The following is a 14,106-nucleotide window of genomic DNA, read 5'->3' as shown; positions in this document are numbered from 1 at the left end:
CGATGAGCGAGCCGCCTTCTGACACATCGCTTTTCCCTGACACCGAATTCGAAGCACCGATCCGGGTGGTCTTGGCCAAATTGGGACTTGACGGCCACGATCGCGGGTTGAAGATCGTAGCCCGTACGCTGCGAGATGCCGGAATGGAAGTGATCTACCTGGGTCTGCGCCAGACCACCGACAGCATTGTGGCCGCCTGCGAGCAGGAGGACGCCGACGTCATCGGGCTTTCCATGCACAACGCCGGTCATCTCACCCTGGCCCCTCGAATGTTGCAGGCCGTGCACCAAGCCGGCTTGGACGTGCCGGTGGTGATCGGCGGCATCGTGCCCGCCGGCGACGTCTCCACCCTCATCGATTCCGGGGTGGCCGCGGTAATCGGTCCCGGCGCATCAGCCGATGAGGTGGTGTCCGCAGTGAAAACGGCCGTAGACCACCAACCCGACGCCCAGTGAGCCATCAGCCAGCCCACGAGCTTTTCGAACGATGAGCCACGACCCGCTCGACGAGTTGTTTGAAACAGCCCGCGGCGGCAACCGGCGGGCTCTTGGCAAGTTGCTCACCATGGTGGAGAAACGGGGCGAGACTGCCGCAATGGTGTCGGAGCGGGCTCATAGCCATGCCGGCCACGCCCGAGTGGTGGGTGTCACCGGCGCACCGGGAACGGGCAAGTCCACCATAACTGGGCGGTTGGCTTCGGTTTCGGGAGCATCCCGTTCGGCCATCTTGGCCATCGACCCCAGCTCCCCGCTCACCGGTGGAGCCATTTTGGGCGATCGGATCCGCATGGACAACCACGTCAGCAGCAATGCCTTCATCCGATCTATGGCCACCCGAGGCCACGCCGGCGGACTTGCGGTGGCGGTGCCCGACGCCATCCGGGTGCTTGATGCCGCCGGCTGCGATCCCATCATCGTGGAAACCGTGGGGGTCGGGCAGGTGGAGGTGTCGATAGCGGCGGCGGCCGACACCACAGTCGTGGTGGTGACCCCCGGCTGGGGCGATGCGGTGCAGGCCAACAAGGCCGGGCTGTTGGAGGTGGCCGACGTTTTCGTGGTGAACAAAGCCGATCGCCCTGATGCCCGCGGCGCCCGCCGGGACTTGGAGCTGATGTTGGACCTGGGCCACAGAGGTGGATGGCGGGCCCCCATCGTGCTGACCACCGCCACCGAGGGGGAGGGTATCGACGGCCTATGGGATGAGATCGAACGCCACACCGCCCATCTGCACGATTCCGGCGACTTGGCTCGACGCCGCTGTCGCCGCCGCCGAGGCGAGGTAGCCGATCGGATCGAGTTGAGCCTGCGCGATCAAGTAGACCAGATGATCCAAAGCGAGTCGGGCGAAGCCGTTCTCAGCCGAGTGGATTGCCAGGAGCTGTCCCCTGCCGCTGCGGCTGAGTTCCTGCTCGCCGAGTTGAAGTCCCACAACCCCCTTGAAGGCTGAAATGAGCACCTACAACGCTCCTTTGGACGACATCACATTCGCGCTGCGCCATATCGCCAGCTTGGACGAACTGGCCGAGCTGCCCGCATGGTCAGACGTTGGCCTCGACCACACCGAAGATCTCCTGGCTGAAGCCGGGCGGCTGGCCACCGAGGTCATCGCTCCCACCAACCGGACTGGAGACCAAACCGGCAGTGTGCTCGACGACAGCGGCGACGTAGTCACGCCCGAGGGCTTCCGGCAGGCCTATCAGCAGTTCATCAACGGCGGCTGGACCGGGGTATCAGCTGACCCCGAGCACGGCGGTGCTGGCTTTCCCCTATTAGTCGACGTGGCCATCCAGGAGATGATCACCTCGGCCAACATGGCCTTCTCGCTGTGCCCAATGCTTAGCCAGAGCGCTATCGGGCCAATCGGCGCTCATGGCAGCGACGAGCAGAAACACCGCTGGCTGCCCCAGCTCATTAGCGGCACTTGGACCGGCACCATGCTATTGACCGAGCCCCAAGCCGGGTCCGATGTCGGTGCGCTCAGCACACGGGCTGAGCCTCAGGCCAACGGAACCTTTCGACTGTGGGGTCAGAAGATCTTCATCACCTGGGGAGAGCACGACATGGCCGAGAACATCGTCCACTGCGTGCTGGCCCGCACCCCTGGCGCACCGGTAGGCACCCGGGGCATCTCCTTGTTCATCGTGCCCAAGTTTCTGCTGGGACCGAACGGCGAAGTGGGCGAGCGCAATGCCATCCGATGCATCGGCTTGGAGCACAAGCTCGGCATTCACGCCAGCCCCACCTGCGTGATGGAGCTAGACGGCGCGGTCGGCGAGTTGGTGGGCGATGAGCATCAGGGAATGCCCCAGATGTTCACCATGATGAACAAAGCCCGTCTACTGGTTGGGCTGGAGGGTCTGGCCGTGGCCGAGCGGGCCTACCAACAAGCGGCCACTTTCGCCGCTGAACGACGGCAGGGACGCCGCCCCAACACCAAAACCGGCGCTCAGGCCCCCATCGACCAACACCCCGACGTTCGTCGGATGCTGTTGGACATGCGGGCCCGTACCGAGGCCATGCGGGGGTTGTTGTATCTCAACGCCGCCGCCGCCGACCAGGGCTCACGGCATCCCGATCCCGAGCACCGAAAGCGAGCTCAGCAACGGGCCGAATTGCTCACCCCAGTTTCAAAGGCCTGGTGTACCGACCAGGGTGTTGAGGTGGCATCGGTAGGCATCCAGGTCCATGGGGGCATGGGATTCATCGAGGAGACCGGAGCAGCCCAATACTGGCGCGACAGTCGCATTGGCCCCATCTACGAAGGAACCAATGGCATCCAGGCCATTGACCTGGTCGGGCGGAAGGTTCCCATGGACAATGGCGCTCCGCTGGCCGCCCTGCTGGAGGAGATGGCCGGTTTGGACAGGAACTTGGACAAGGCCGCCGCGGCAGTGGCCGAGGCCGCCCGCTGGCTGGGCGATCACCCTGGCGACGACGCTTTGGCCGGCGCCACCCCGTTTCTCCAGATGCTCGGTCTCACCGTCGGCGGCTGGGTGATGGCTCAAGCGTGGGACACGGCTGAGAAACTCGAGGCGGCCGAGCCGGACCAAGCTGGCTTCTGGAGTGCCAAACAAGTCTCCAGCCGGTTCTACCTGGACCAAATCCTTCCGACTGCGCCGGCACTGCTTCCCGCAGTCACGTCGGGGGCATCCGCTCTGAGCTAGTTATCCACCTAGGCGCTCGCGGGCTGAGGCGCTGCGGGACAGCAGATGTGCTGGCACGGTGGCCCCGTTGATAACGACGTCACCGCCAGTGCCACCACCGGCATCGGCAACCGGCGACTCTTGGGCATCACCGCCCGGTGAGCCCGCAAGCTCATCGGTTTCCCCCGCGGCCTCAGCAGCAGCCCGGCCAGCCAGAAAGCTCTCCCACTCGTCTTCGCGCACCAGCTTGTCCCGATGGATAGATCCCCGCTCGGCCCCGGTGTCGAATCGCACCCAATAACGCACCCAGCGCATACCGGTGTAGAGCATCACTTCGCCAGGGGTGCCCTCAGCTACTCCGGCCAAGTCCTCGGCCAAAATGACCCGTTCTCGTCGGTCCAGAAGCCCAGCCACTAACTCAGGGTATCCACCACAATGGAGTACAGAGAAACCGCCGCTTCAACCATCAATTCATTGATCACTTAAACCACATCAGCCACACTATTCACATATACGGGCACTTGTAATATTGTTGCAATTTGATTACATTTGTAACTAACGCCACAACCATCGCCGTTGTCCACTACCTCATATGCAAAAGCTTTTACGGATCGTCTGCCTAATTGCGGTCATGCTGCCGCTAGCACTGAGCACGCCCAGCGCGGCCCAAGACTCCTTCTTCGAAGAGCGTGAGCGCCAGATCGAGGAAAAGAAGCGGGAAATCGAAGCTCGGCAGCGAGAGCAGGATTCACTGAAACGCCAAGCTCTGTTTGCTATTGAAGCGCTGAATGTCACCAACGCTCAGATCGAAGAGGTGGACGCCGCCCTCGCCGAGGTCAACAATTGGATCGCCGCGGCTGTAACTCGGCTGAGAGCGCTGGAACTCTCCCAAACCGCGGCTCAGGAGCGGGTAAACGCTGCCCGAGAGCGGGACTCTGAGCTGGACGAGGAGATTGCGGCCATCCAAGAGCGTCTGCGCTCCCAAGTGGTCGATATCTATCTGGACCTGGTGTACGAGCAGAACTTCCTCCTCCAAGACGGTGACCCCAACCGGAACGCTCGCCGCCAGTACTACATCGAGGAACTAGGTGCCGACGCCCAAGTGCTCATCGATCGCCTCCGCCAAACCAAGGACGATCAGCAGATCGCGGTACAACAGGCCGAACTGGCCCAGGCCGAGATCGAGCAGGCCCAGGCCGAGATCGAAGAATCCTTGACTGACCTGGCCGAACTCAGAAGAGCACAGAAAAAGCTTCAGGACGAGTGGAATCGCAAACGAGAGGAGCTGGAACGGCGGATCGAGGCTGAGGCCGAGGCCAGCTTGGAAATCGAGAACATGATCGCCGGGCTGGACGAGGACATCTCGCATATCGAAGACGAGATCGAGCGGGAAAGAGAGCGACGGCGCCTGGCCGAGTTGGAGCGCCAGAGACAAGCCGAACTCGCCCGTCTGGCCGAGTTGGAGCGCCAGAGACAAGCGGACTTGGACGCCCTTGCCGCCCAAGAGCGCCTCGGCCAGTTCGACGACTTCAATATCCCCGCGCCCCCCGAGTTCTTCCCACCGGTACCAGGGCCGGTTGGATCGGGATACGGAAACCGGATCCACCCCATCTTCGGCACCGTGCGCTTCCACGCAGGACTGGATTACGCCGGCAACACCGGTGACCCCATCGTGGCAGCCGCCTCTGGAGTCGTGACCCAGGCTCAATCACGGGGTGGATACGGGAACACGGTGATCATCGAACATCCCGGCGGGTGGAGCACGCTGTATGCCCACCTGTCGCGCTTCGACGTATCCGTCGGCGACGAAGTGACTATTGGCGAGACCATCGGCGGGATCGGCAGCACCGGCTGGTCCACCGGGCCCCATCTCCACTTCGAAGTCCGCTACCGGGGCTCGCCCCGCGACCCGGCAAACTACCTGTAGCCCCGTGGGCGGACAGGCGCAATAGTGCAGGCATTGGTTTTCGAGCGCAAGCTCGCCCGCTATGCGGCTGCCGCGGTGGCCTCCCGAGTGGTCCCCGGCATCGGCGGCGAAGTAGGCCCCCTGCAGTTGCGCGATGTCGAACCGCCCAAACTCCCCGGACCGGACTGGCGTACAATCACCCCCCGGTTGACGGGGATCTGCGGCTCAGACTTGGCCACCGTGGAGGGCCGGTCCTCCCGGTATTTCGAGCCGCTGGTGTCGTTCCCCTTCATCCCCGGCCACGAGGTGGTGGGCATCGACCAGGACGGCCACCGCCTAGCCCTCGAACCGGTCCTAGGACCGGCGGCCCGCAACGAGCCTCTGCCCTTTCCTGGCGCCGCCCCCGGAGATGGCAATGACTACGGCTACCTGCTGGGAGGCGCGATCAAAGACGGAATCCAAATCGGGTTTTGCTCCAGCACCGGCGGCGGATGGGGAGAGGCGCTGGTGGCCCACCAAAGCCAGCTCCACTCTGTGCCCCAGCACTTCAGCGATGAGGCCGCAGTGATGTTGGAGCCGGCCGCGGGCGGGGTCCACGCCGCTCTGAAAGCCGAGGTCGAGGCAGGCGCTTCGGTCGCAGTGCTGGGAGCTGGCACCATGGGGCTGTGCTCGCTGGCTGCACTGCGGGCAGTGACACCAGCAGGAACGGTTATCGTCACCGCCAAATACCCGCACCAGCGAGACTTGGCCGCCGAGTTGAGCGCCGACATCGTGGTTGACCCCAGCGAACTGCGCCGATCAGTGCGGAGGTTCTGTGGTTGCCGGATGCTGGGCGATTACCTCTCCAGCGGAGTGGACATAACCATCGACGCAGTGGGCAGCCCGGCATCGGTGGCTGATGCCATCGCCATCACCCGGCCGCGCGGCCGAGTGGTGCTGTTGGGCATGCCCGAGGCAGCCCGAGTCGATCTGACCGGGTTGTGGCACCGGGAAACCGAGCTGGTGGGGGCCTACACCTACGGCACCGAAACCCTCGCCGACGGCAACACCGCCACCAGCTTCGAGCTGGCCTTCGACTTGGTGGAATCAGCCAAACTTGAGCGGCTGGTGTCAGCCCGCTATCCCCTGGATCGCTATCGAGAAGCCATTACGCACGCCGCAGAGGCCGGCTCTCGAGGAGCAGTCAAAGTCGTCTTCGAGCAGAGCGGATAGTCATACCGAACCCAACGGGGGGAGATCAAAATCAGCACCGATGGCGCTGATCTCCTCTATCAGGGCAGCCGGCAGGGGGATCCCCGATGCCAGCCGCTCGGCCCGATTCTCGTGCTCGATCTCGCCGGGCACATAGATCCGATCTACCCCTTCAGCTCGCTCAGTGTTGTGCACATCTCTGATGAGCTGGTCCATCTGCTCTCGAAATCGGTCCAGCCCGCAGAACCGCTCCAAGTCGAGAGTCAAGAACATCCAGCCCTTGGCCAACCGGCGGTTGCCCACCAGCTCGCATTCGGTTTGCTCGGTGTGGCCAAAGCTGCTTCCCGCCACAATGCCCGAGAGCACTTCCACCATTAGCGCAATTCCGAACCCCTTATACCCTCCGAACCAACACAGATTCTGGGCCGATGCGGTCGCGGTGTCAGTGGTTGGCCGGCCCTGTTCGTCGTTGGCCCATCCCTCGGGAATGCTTGGATCGCCTCGCTTCTTGGCCAGCAAGATCTTGTTTCCGGCCACCGCGGTGGTGGCGATGTCGTACACCACCGGCAGCTCTTCGCCAGCAGGAGCCGCCCAGGAGAACGGATTGGTCGAGAAAATCCCGGACCGACCACCGTAAGGAGGAACGATGGCCGGGCCGTTCTGTACCGCTAAGGCAAAGCACCCCGCTTCGGCCGCGGGCAGGGTGTAGTAGGCCAGAGCCCCCAGATGAGTGCCCTCTCGCACGGTTACCGCAGCCACCCCGTGGGCTTTGGCCCGCTCCACCGCTAATTCCATGGCCGCAACGCCGGAGATCTGACCGAAACCGATCCCGCCATCCAACATCACGGTGGCACCGTCGTCGCGCACAACCTTCACCTCGGTGACCGGGCGCAGGTGTCCCGATCTCAGCCGGGCCACATACAGTTCCACCAAGTGTGCCCCATGGGAGTCCACCCCGCGGAGGTCAGCCTCCACCAGGTTGTCGGCCACGATCTCGGCTTGGTCGGAGGGAACCCCCAACCCGTTCAGAATGGCAGCCTCGTAGCGCCGCAACTCTCCATGATCCAGTCGGATCACACCCGCATCGCTCACCGTTCAGTCGGTCTCTTCGGATTTGGGGGGGCGATAGAACACAGTGAGCTGGGCCAAACCAGCCAGCACTCCGCCACCGGCGCCGATGGCCAAGCCCACATAGCCATCCCAATCGTCATCGATGCCCAGCGCGTTGTCGATCGACCACTCCATGGGTCCCAAAGTGGCCACTGCTGCTGCGACCACGGCCAAAACGAAGGTGTACTCCCAGCCTTCCCGCACGATCATGAAGCCGTTGTGCCGGTGTACCGTCCACGCGGCCACCACCATGACCCCGATCATGCCCGCGGCGGCCAGTGGCGTGAAGAGTCCCAAGGCCAAGAGCAATCCGACGCTGATCTCAGTAAGTGCGGCCATCCAGGCATGTAACTTGCCCGGTTTCATTCCCATGCTGTCGAACCAGCCCGCAGTACCGGGAATGCGGCCACCCTGAAAGATCTTGCCGTATCCGTGAGCGGCAAACGTAAGCCCAATGCCGACCCGCAGAATCAGCATTGCCAGATTCATCTCATCCATGGGCCTACAGTACCGGCCCATCTAGTCTTAACAAGTGCCCCTATGGCTCAGCGTGCTTATCGCCATTCTTGCCGGGATGATCCTCATCCGTGTCGGCGTCGGGGTGCTCTTGATGATTCGCCAGCCGCTTCCGCCGCCTCCTCCGCCGGGAGAGCTGCGCAGGGTGAAGATCACGTTCCGATGCTCGGTCTGCTACACCGAGGTCCGTATGACCACAGCACCCGAAGAAGACCCTGCGCCTCCTCGACACTGCGGCGATGACATGGACTTGGTCGCCCCCATCGACGAGTGAGGCTATTTGTCCACAGACTGTGGATAAACCTGGGAACAAACTACAAAGCCGTAACTAGAGACCAACCAAGCTGGCTAATGCCACTGTGTGGCCACCAGCATGCCTGCCAGCAGCAAACCAAGCCCTCCCAGCAGGTACCAGTTGCTGGTATCGCCCGGCAACAAGGCGACGTAGTTCAACACGATCATGATTGCCCCCAGGGCCAGCAGGGCGATCATCAGCACCGGCACCCAAGTCGGGCTGATCTTCTCGGCAGAGACCGGCACACGGGGCCCCGCCTCGTTTTCGGGTCGAGTACCCCTTGGAGTAACCCGCCCGCCCTGCACTCTGCGCTTGGTCGGTTTGGCCATGGTCAAAGGATATGCGCTTCTAACCCCGAGCAGCGCCCCCGATAACGTTGACCCCGGTGACTCCCCGCATACTGGTGATCGACAACTACGACTCCTTCGTCTACAACCTGGTCCAATACCTCGGCGAACTGGGTGCGGAGCCCCTTGTCTATCGCCACGATGCCATCACCCTCGAACAGGCCTTCGACATCGATCCCGATGGTGTTCTCATCAGTCCCGGACCGGGCCAGCCCTCCGATGCCGGGCTGAGCAACGCCCTCATCCGGCAGTTCAGCGGCTTGCGGCCCCTGCTCGGCGTGTGCCTCGGATTGCAGTGCCTTGGGGAGGTTTTTGGCGGCCGGGTGGTTCGAGCACCTCAGGTCATGCACGGCAAGACGTCGATTATCCACCACACCGGTGAAGGGGTCTTCGCCGGACTTCCCAATCCCATTGAAGCCACCCGATACCACTCGCTCATCGTGGAGCGATCTTCCGTGCCCGACATCCTGACTATTACTGCGGAAACCGATGACGGGCTGGTGATGGGGCTGCGCCACCGCGATCACCCGGTGGAGGGAGTGCAGTTTCACCCCGAGTCAATCTTGACCTCGTCCGGCCATGACATGTTGAGGAACTTTCTGGCCCAGATCTCCCCGTAACAACCGCCCTGGTGGCCACACTCAGGGCACGACACATCCGTCGTCTACACCCGGCGTGTCGCCATCAAGGCCTTCTGCCCAATTGTCGGCATTCGCCGCGGCCGCAGGCATCGGATATGGATTCTCCAAATTCCATTCCACCACAAGGCCAGGGACGTCAGAGTAGGCCGTCTCCAATTCCCTGCACTCTGAGGCGAATCTGCTCGACAGTGCATTCCATCTTGCGATGCTGCCTAAGGAGTCGGGCTGGCGACCCGCAATAACAGCCCTGGCGGTTACCGCCGCGGCGTCACTCCTGGCCTCCATCCTGCGGGGGGTGAACTCATCAATAATCTCTGTGGGCGTCGGCCCCGGCTCTGTCGAAGTTGGCCGCCCCAGGCAGACAGCCACTTCAGTTCCCTGAGGATGCTCCTCCTCAGCCGGCGGTACCTGGCCCATGACCCGACCCACGAGCTCTTCGGCGTCGTTCGGGAAATCACACTCGGCGATGGGCTCGGTCAATACCAGTTCCAATCCGATCAGCTGCTCGGCAGCAGTCTCCGGGGTGAGTCCAATCAGACTGGGCACAACCACGCTCTCTGGACCCGCAGAGCGCAAGATCATGACCGTGGAGCCGGGCAACAACAGACCCGGCGGCGCAGGATCGGTACCGATCACCAGGCCTTCCTCCACATCGACTGAGGATTCATCGATGACTTCATCGCTCACCTCCAGGCCGGCTTGCACCAAAACCTGGGTGGCCTGCAACAAGGTCATTCCCGCCACATCGGGCACCTCTACGGGTTGGAGCCCTTCAGCCACAAAAAGCGTAACCGTGCTGCCGGGGGCAACCTCGCTCCCCACCACTGGATCTTGGCGCAGCACCTGTCCGGCCGGCCCGGTGGATCCCTCCATCACCTGCAATTCGGAGACGAACCCCCGGTCTTGCAGGAAGCGGGCGGCGTCTCCCGCGCTTTGGCCCACAACACCGGGCACAATCACCGGAACTGCCCCGGAGCTCACCGTGATCTCGATTTCGTCCCCCTGATTCACCTCGGTCAGCGCCTCAGGAGACTGGGAGATCACCTCGTTGCTCGGCACCGTCTCGCTGGCCGTAAACACCTGGCTGACCACGAAACCAAAGGCTCGGAGCTCGCGTATCGCCGCCTGGCTCGACAGACCCACCACATCGGGCACGGATATCTCGGGGACAGATGTGCTGGTTACCACGGGTGGAACGGCATCATCACCGTTATCGAGCACATTTGAGAGCACGAAAAACACCAGCACTGCCACCGCAATGAAGATGACTGCGGCCGCGGTGTACAACCCAGCGCGCGAGGATGGCTCCAACACGGCCACTGGGGCCGGCGAGGGGGCCGGCGGGGGCTGCACTGGTCCCATGGACGTGGGTGGGGGAGCAGCCTGCTGGGGCTTTGGGGGCTCCTCTGGCATCTTCTCTGGTGGCGACGGCCCCGCCGGCCGGTGCGCAGTCGACAGTTGATGGCGACCCTGTCGATACCGCCGCAGGTCTCGGATGACGTCCTTGGCCGTGGGGTACCGCTCCTCCGGGTTCTTGGCCAACAACTTCATGGCAATGGCTTCCAGCGACTCCGGCAGCAAGACTCCCAGCGACGAGGGGGAAGGCACGGCCTGCTGAACATGCTTGTAGGCGATGGCTACCGAAGTGTCGCCCGTAAACGGAGGACGGCCACAGAGCATCTCGTACAACACGATTCCCAGCGAGTACAGGTCGCTGCGATGATCCAGAGGCTTCCCTTGGGCCTGTTCCGGCGAGAAATAGGTCGCTGTGCCCATCACCGCACCGGTTTGGGTGAGATTCGACTCCGCTCCACCGAACGCCACAATGGCGATGCCGAAGTCGGTGACCTTCACCTGGCCGTCGGGCGAGAGCAGCACATTGCTGGGCTTCACATCCCGGTGGATTACCCCGTTGCTATGAGCAAATCCCAGTGCCTCTGCCACATCCATGGCGATCTCCGCGGCCCGCTCCGGAGCCAAAGGGCCTCCCGAGCGCAGCAACTCAGCCAGGCTGTGCCCTTCGATGTATTCCATGACGATGTAATACGTACCCTCGGCTGAACCCCAGTCATACACCGCCACGATGTTGGGATGACTGAGGTTGGCCGCCGCAGTTGCCTCCCGCCTGAACCGCTCCACAAAGTTTGGATCAGTGGCAAATTCTGGAAACAGGCGTTTGATGGCCACTGGACGGGACAACAGGGTGTCGTGTCCCAGAAAAACATCGGTCATGCCGCCGCGAGCGATTTGATTGTGCAGTTGGTAGCGACTGCCCAAGAGTTCGGGACCGTTGTCTGACATGGCAAAAACAGCGTAGTTCTTTGCTTGGGCGATTTATTGGAGGGCTACGTCTGCTACATCCACCACTATCACCGTGATGTTGTCGCTTCCGCCCTTGCGCAAAGCCAGGTCGACCAGCGCACCTGCCGCCTCTGTTGGCACCTCGTATTGAAGTAGGACTGCGTGTATATCCCGATCGGCCACTTCATGGTTCAAGCCATCGGAACACAGCAAATACCGGTGCCCGCTCACCGGTTCCAGCATCCAATCGTCAACCGCCACCTTCGACTCAATACCCAGAGCTCTGCTGAGATGATTCCGGCTTTCGTGGATTTCAGCCTCTTCCGGCGTGATCATTCCCGCCTTCAGCATCTCCTGCACCACGGTGTGATCTTCCGTCACTTGGTGGAAACCGCTGTCGTCGCAGCGGTAGACCCGGGAGTCGCCGACGTTCACCACCGCCAGCGATTCCTCGTCGTCGTGCTCGACTACGGCCAGTCCACACAAGGTGGTTCCCATCCCGGCCAACTCGGGGGTCGACTTTGACTTGGCCAAGATCTCCTGATTGGCCCTATCCACCGCACCCACCAACTCCTCCACCGTGGGAGTAGACGAAAATAGGGGGCGGCGGCGGAACGATCGGCGGCGAGTGGCGGGGCGAGCCTCGATCGCAGCTTTCACCTCAGCAGCCAGCGTCTGCACGGCAAGGGCCGACGCCACTTCTCCCCCCCGGTGACCGCCCAACCCATCGGCAACCGCAAAGAGGCCGTCGACTGCCAACATCGAATCTTCGTTTTTTTCTCGACGCCGGCCTCGGTCGGTAGCTTGCCCCGCTTCTAGCCGGATCATCAGAGTTCCATGGCCGTGGTTCTCCTACTCTGCGCAGGACTATACCCATAGTTGCATTGGCTGTCGCTGCCAACCCGACGACCGATGAACAACTCGGTTACTGATCGGTGCTCCCGTCTTGTACGCTGACCACCCCGACAACCAGCGCGAGTGGCGGAATTGGCAGACGCGCAGGATTCAGGTTCCTGTGTCCGCAAGGACGTGGGGGTTCAAGTCCCCCCTCGCGCACCCATTGTCTCAGCCCACCGTCCCATCGGGGGTGGGGGTTGGGACCTCGGTCACCGGTATGACCGGGGGCGGGCCCCAGGCAATAGCTGCTTTGGAGAATCCCGCGGCCATGGCCACCGTGAGGGCCAGTTCGGCCAGTTCGGCTGGGGTGAACTCCTCGCTGAGCGCCGCTTGGTCCGCCGGACTGAGCCCTGACGGGTCGGAGATCACGGCGTCAGCCATTCGCAATGCCAGCTTCAACCGATCCGGCAGGTCGCTATGGTCGTAGCCGTCTTGGATCTGGGCCACCAGGTCGTCGGTAAGCCCCTGCTGCTTCGCACCTGCGAAGCGGAGGTTCTTTCAAATGTTGCAGTCGTTGACCCGGGCGTTGCGGAGCCGGCCCACCTCCTTGGTGGCCTGATCCAGCTGCCCTTCGCTCCACAGCGTGCCGTAGAAGCGGTTGAACACCGCGAACAGCTCGGGTTGGTGGTCGAACAGCGACATTCCCCCTTCGGGGACAGCGATTCTGGTCATTGGATAACTCCTCTCAGTGCAGCCCGGCTGCGAGCCAAGGCCTCAAATGTGGCGATAGCGGTGGTGAGCGCGGCCAACTCCGGCGGCGAAAGATAGGTGTTCAATTCGGCGCACAGCTCGTCGGTCACGCCGTGGGCATCCAGCACATACTGCTCGGTGAAGGCCAACACGACCTTCTCCCGGGCGTCTAAGGGAGCACGAGCAGAAGCTTCACCGCCAATCATCCGCTCAACCCGAGCTGCACACAGCTCCAGCAAGCTGGCATCTACTCCCGTCCCATCGAGAGCCTGAACCAATTCATCCAACGGTTCGGAGACATGAGGGTCCAAAGCCGCCAGAGGATCTCTCGCCGGGGACGCAACCATCCTGCTCACCCGCCGAACATGGCCAGCCACTGCTCGGCTGAGCGGGGCATGTACACATAGTTGGTTCGCCGGGTCTCGCCCATAGAAGCCGACGGCTGGGGCGAGTACAGGTGGCCGGGGTAAAGCGTCGCGCTGTCGGGAACTCGGGCCAGCCGCTGTGTCAAGCTCTCATACATGGCGGCAGGGTCGCTCCCCGGCAGATCGGTTCGTCCGCACCCCTCCAAGAAAAGCGTGTCGCCGGCCACCAATCGCCCATTGGTCAAAAAGCACTGGCTCCCGGGGGTGTGGCCCGGCGTGTGGATCATCTCGATGTCCACCGCTCCCACCGACAGCACATCGCCGCTTTGGTGCAAGCACAGGTCGTCGTCTTCCAGCCCGGTGGTCATGCTGACATAGCGAGCCTCATCAGCTTGCACATGCACCGGAACCGACACCAGCTCTAACAGCTCCGCTACGCCCGTAATCGAGAACTGCATCATCGACCCGCCTACATGATCAGGGTGGTAGTGCGTGGCCAGCACCCCAGTGAGCCGCATCCCATCGGCTTCCACCAGCGCCACAATCCCCTCGGGGTCATAAGCCGGATCCACCACGACCGCTTCCCCCGTCTCCCGATCCCCAATCAAGTAAACGAAGTTCACCATCTGACGAGCCATCATGTCGCCATTAGCAATATCCCGCCCCGTCAACAGCTGTCGAAAATACAGGCGCTCGCCTTCCACG

17 protein-coding genes and 1 tRNA gene are annotated in these 14,106 nt (G+C 62.7%); 8 read left to right on the top strand and 10 right to left on the bottom strand.

Annotated elements, in window-relative coordinates; genetic code table 11:
* Positions 1-2: 2 nt before the first annotated feature.
* Genes ACOOGG_RS08700 through ACOOGG_RS08690 form a run of 3 tightly spaced genes read left to right on the top strand, consistent with a single transcriptional unit; the run spans position 3 to position 3,163 of the window.
* Positions 3-455, top strand: a complete 453-nt coding sequence (locus ACOOGG_RS08700) for a cobalamin B12-binding domain-containing protein (protein WP_420434311.1) — start codon at positions 3-5, stop codon at positions 453-455.
* Positions 456-486: 31 nt separating this feature from the next.
* Positions 487-1,446 (top strand): methylmalonyl Co-A mutase-associated GTPase MeaB, encoded by a 960-nt coding sequence (gene meaB, locus ACOOGG_RS08695; protein WP_420434309.1) that lies wholly within the window; start codon positions 487-489, stop codon positions 1,444-1,446.
* 1 nt (position 1,447) lies between these two features.
* The gene (locus ACOOGG_RS08690; RefSeq protein WP_420434307.1) at positions 1,448-3,163 is read left to right on the top strand and encodes an acyl-CoA dehydrogenase; all 1,716 of its coding nucleotides are present in this window, start codon (positions 1,448-1,450) and stop codon (positions 3,161-3,163) included.
* Here ACOOGG_RS08690 and ACOOGG_RS08685 read toward each other — a convergent pair whose 3' ends face one another.
* Positions 3,164-3,556 (bottom strand): hypothetical protein, encoded by a 393-nt coding sequence (locus tag ACOOGG_RS08685; protein ID WP_420434305.1) that lies wholly within the window; start codon positions 3,554-3,556, stop codon positions 3,164-3,166.
* A gap of 178 nt (positions 3,557-3,734) precedes the next feature.
* On the opposite strand from ACOOGG_RS08685, the gene ACOOGG_RS08680 reads away from it, so the two are divergent.
* Both ACOOGG_RS08680 and ACOOGG_RS08675 read left to right on the top strand, forming a co-directional pair.
* A complete protein-coding gene (locus ACOOGG_RS08680; protein WP_420434303.1) occupies positions 3,735-5,069 on the top strand; it encodes a peptidoglycan DD-metalloendopeptidase family protein in 1,335 nt (444 codons plus the stop codon).
* A gap of 24 nt (positions 5,070-5,093) precedes the next feature.
* Positions 5,094-6,260: a zinc-dependent alcohol dehydrogenase gene (locus ACOOGG_RS08675; protein WP_420434301.1), complete on the top strand. Its 1,167-nt coding sequence runs from the start codon at positions 5,094-5,096 to the stop codon at positions 6,258-6,260.
* On the opposite strand, the gene ACOOGG_RS08670 is transcribed toward ACOOGG_RS08675, so the two are convergent.
* Positions 6,261-7,331 (bottom strand): Ldh family oxidoreductase, encoded by a 1,071-nt coding sequence (locus tag ACOOGG_RS08670; protein WP_420434299.1) that lies wholly within the window; start codon positions 7,329-7,331, stop codon positions 6,261-6,263.
* A gap of 3 nt (positions 7,332-7,334) precedes the next feature.
* Entirely contained in the window at positions 7,335-7,847 is a 513-nt protein-coding gene (locus ACOOGG_RS08665; RefSeq protein WP_420434297.1) for a DoxX family protein, read from the bottom strand.
* Between the two features lie 34 nt (positions 7,848-7,881).
* Here ACOOGG_RS08665 and ACOOGG_RS08660 point away from each other — a divergent pair, with 34 nt between their 5' ends.
* Positions 7,882-8,139, top strand: a complete 258-nt coding sequence (locus ACOOGG_RS08660; protein ID WP_420434295.1) for a hypothetical protein — start codon at positions 7,882-7,884, stop codon at positions 8,137-8,139.
* A 74-nt stretch (positions 8,140-8,213) separates the two neighbouring features.
* Here ACOOGG_RS08660 and ACOOGG_RS08655 read toward each other — a convergent pair whose 3' ends face one another.
* Positions 8,214-8,489 (bottom strand): cell division protein CrgA, encoded by a 276-nt coding sequence (locus tag ACOOGG_RS08655; RefSeq protein WP_420434293.1) that lies wholly within the window; start codon positions 8,487-8,489, stop codon positions 8,214-8,216.
* Positions 8,490-8,545: 56 nt separating this feature from the next.
* Here ACOOGG_RS08655 and ACOOGG_RS08650 point away from each other — a divergent pair, with 56 nt between their 5' ends.
* Positions 8,546-9,127, top strand: coding sequence for an anthranilate synthase component II (locus ACOOGG_RS08650; protein ID WP_420434291.1), 582 nt, complete (start codon positions 8,546-8,548; stop codon positions 9,125-9,127).
* 21 nt (positions 9,128-9,148) lie between these two features.
* Here the strand turns inward: ACOOGG_RS08650 and pknB are convergent, their stop codons facing one another.
* Positions 9,149-11,449 (bottom strand): Stk1 family PASTA domain-containing Ser/Thr kinase, encoded by a 2,301-nt coding sequence (pknB, locus tag ACOOGG_RS08645; RefSeq protein ID WP_420434289.1) that lies wholly within the window; start codon positions 11,447-11,449, stop codon positions 9,149-9,151.
* Between the two features lie 33 nt (positions 11,450-11,482).
* Positions 11,483-12,277, bottom strand: a complete 795-nt coding sequence (locus ACOOGG_RS08640) for a PP2C family protein-serine/threonine phosphatase (protein WP_420434287.1) — start codon at positions 12,275-12,277, stop codon at positions 11,483-11,485.
* 144 nt (positions 12,278-12,421) lie between these two features.
* Between ACOOGG_RS08640 and ACOOGG_RS08635 the strand changes: the two genes are divergently transcribed.
* A tRNA-Leu gene (locus tag ACOOGG_RS08635) sits at positions 12,422-12,505 on the top strand.
* 9 nt (positions 12,506-12,514) lie between these two features.
* Here the strand turns inward: ACOOGG_RS08635 and ACOOGG_RS08630 are convergent.
* Genes ACOOGG_RS08630 through ACOOGG_RS08615 form a run of 4 tightly spaced genes read right to left on the bottom strand, consistent with a single transcriptional unit; the run spans position 12,515 to position 14,105 of the window.
* Entirely contained in the window at positions 12,515-12,793 is a 279-nt protein-coding gene (locus tag ACOOGG_RS08630) for a carboxymuconolactone decarboxylase family protein (protein ID WP_420434285.1), read from the bottom strand.
* A 51-nt stretch (positions 12,794-12,844) separates the two neighbouring features.
* The gene (locus ACOOGG_RS08625) at positions 12,845-13,018 is read right to left on the bottom strand and encodes a hypothetical protein (protein ID WP_420434283.1); all 174 of its coding nucleotides are present in this window, start codon (positions 13,016-13,018) and stop codon (positions 12,845-12,847) included.
* Positions 13,015-13,392: a hypothetical protein gene (locus ACOOGG_RS08620; RefSeq protein WP_420434281.1), complete on the bottom strand. Its 378-nt coding sequence runs from the start codon at positions 13,390-13,392 to the stop codon at positions 13,015-13,017. Before ACOOGG_RS08620 ends, ACOOGG_RS08625 begins: the two co-directional genes overlap by 4 nt.
* Positions 13,389-14,105: an MBL fold metallo-hydrolase gene (locus ACOOGG_RS08615; protein WP_420434279.1), complete on the bottom strand. Its 717-nt coding sequence runs from the start codon at positions 14,103-14,105 to the stop codon at positions 13,389-13,391. Before ACOOGG_RS08615 ends, ACOOGG_RS08620 begins: the two co-directional genes overlap by 4 nt.
* Position 14,106: the final 1 nt, after the last annotated feature.

This window comes from Candidatus Poriferisocius sp. (assembly GCF_965214065.1).
In the GTDB taxonomy this organism is placed as follows: Bacteria; Actinomycetota; Acidimicrobiia; order Acidimicrobiales; family Bin134; genus Poriferisocius.
Note: the sequence above shows the minus strand (reverse complement) of the source record. Positions and strands in the feature narration are given on the sequence as shown.

Bases quoted from the DNA above. Each gene is read 5' to 3' on its own strand.
- ACOOGG_RS08700 (WP_420434311.1), top strand. From the start codon at position 3: ATGAGCGAGCCGCCTTCTGACACATCGCTTTTCCCTGACACCGAATTC.
- meaB (WP_420434309.1), top strand. From the start codon at position 487: ATGAGCCACGACCCGCTCGACGAGTTGTTTGAAACAGCCCGCGGCGGC.
- ACOOGG_RS08625 (WP_420434283.1), bottom strand. From the start codon at position 13,018: ATGACCAGAATCGCTGTCCCCGAAGGGGGAATGTCGCTGTTCGACCAC.
- ACOOGG_RS08655 (WP_420434293.1), bottom strand. From the start codon at position 8,489: ATGGCCAAACCGACCAAGCGCAGAGTGCAGGGCGGGCGGGTTACTCCA.
- ACOOGG_RS08640 (WP_420434287.1), bottom strand. From the start codon at position 12,277: ATGATCCGGCTAGAAGCGGGGCAAGCTACCGACCGAGGCCGGCGTCGA.
- ACOOGG_RS08680 (WP_420434303.1), top strand. From the start codon at position 3,735: ATGCAAAAGCTTTTACGGATCGTCTGCCTAATTGCGGTCATGCTGCCG.
- pknB (WP_420434289.1), bottom strand. From the start codon at position 11,449: ATGTCAGACAACGGTCCCGAACTCTTGGGCAGTCGCTACCAACTGCAC.
- ACOOGG_RS08690 (WP_420434307.1), top strand. From the start codon at position 1,448: ATGAGCACCTACAACGCTCCTTTGGACGACATCACATTCGCGCTGCGC.
- ACOOGG_RS08665 (WP_420434297.1), bottom strand. From the start codon at position 7,847: ATGGATGAGATGAATCTGGCAATGCTGATTCTGCGGGTCGGCATTGGG.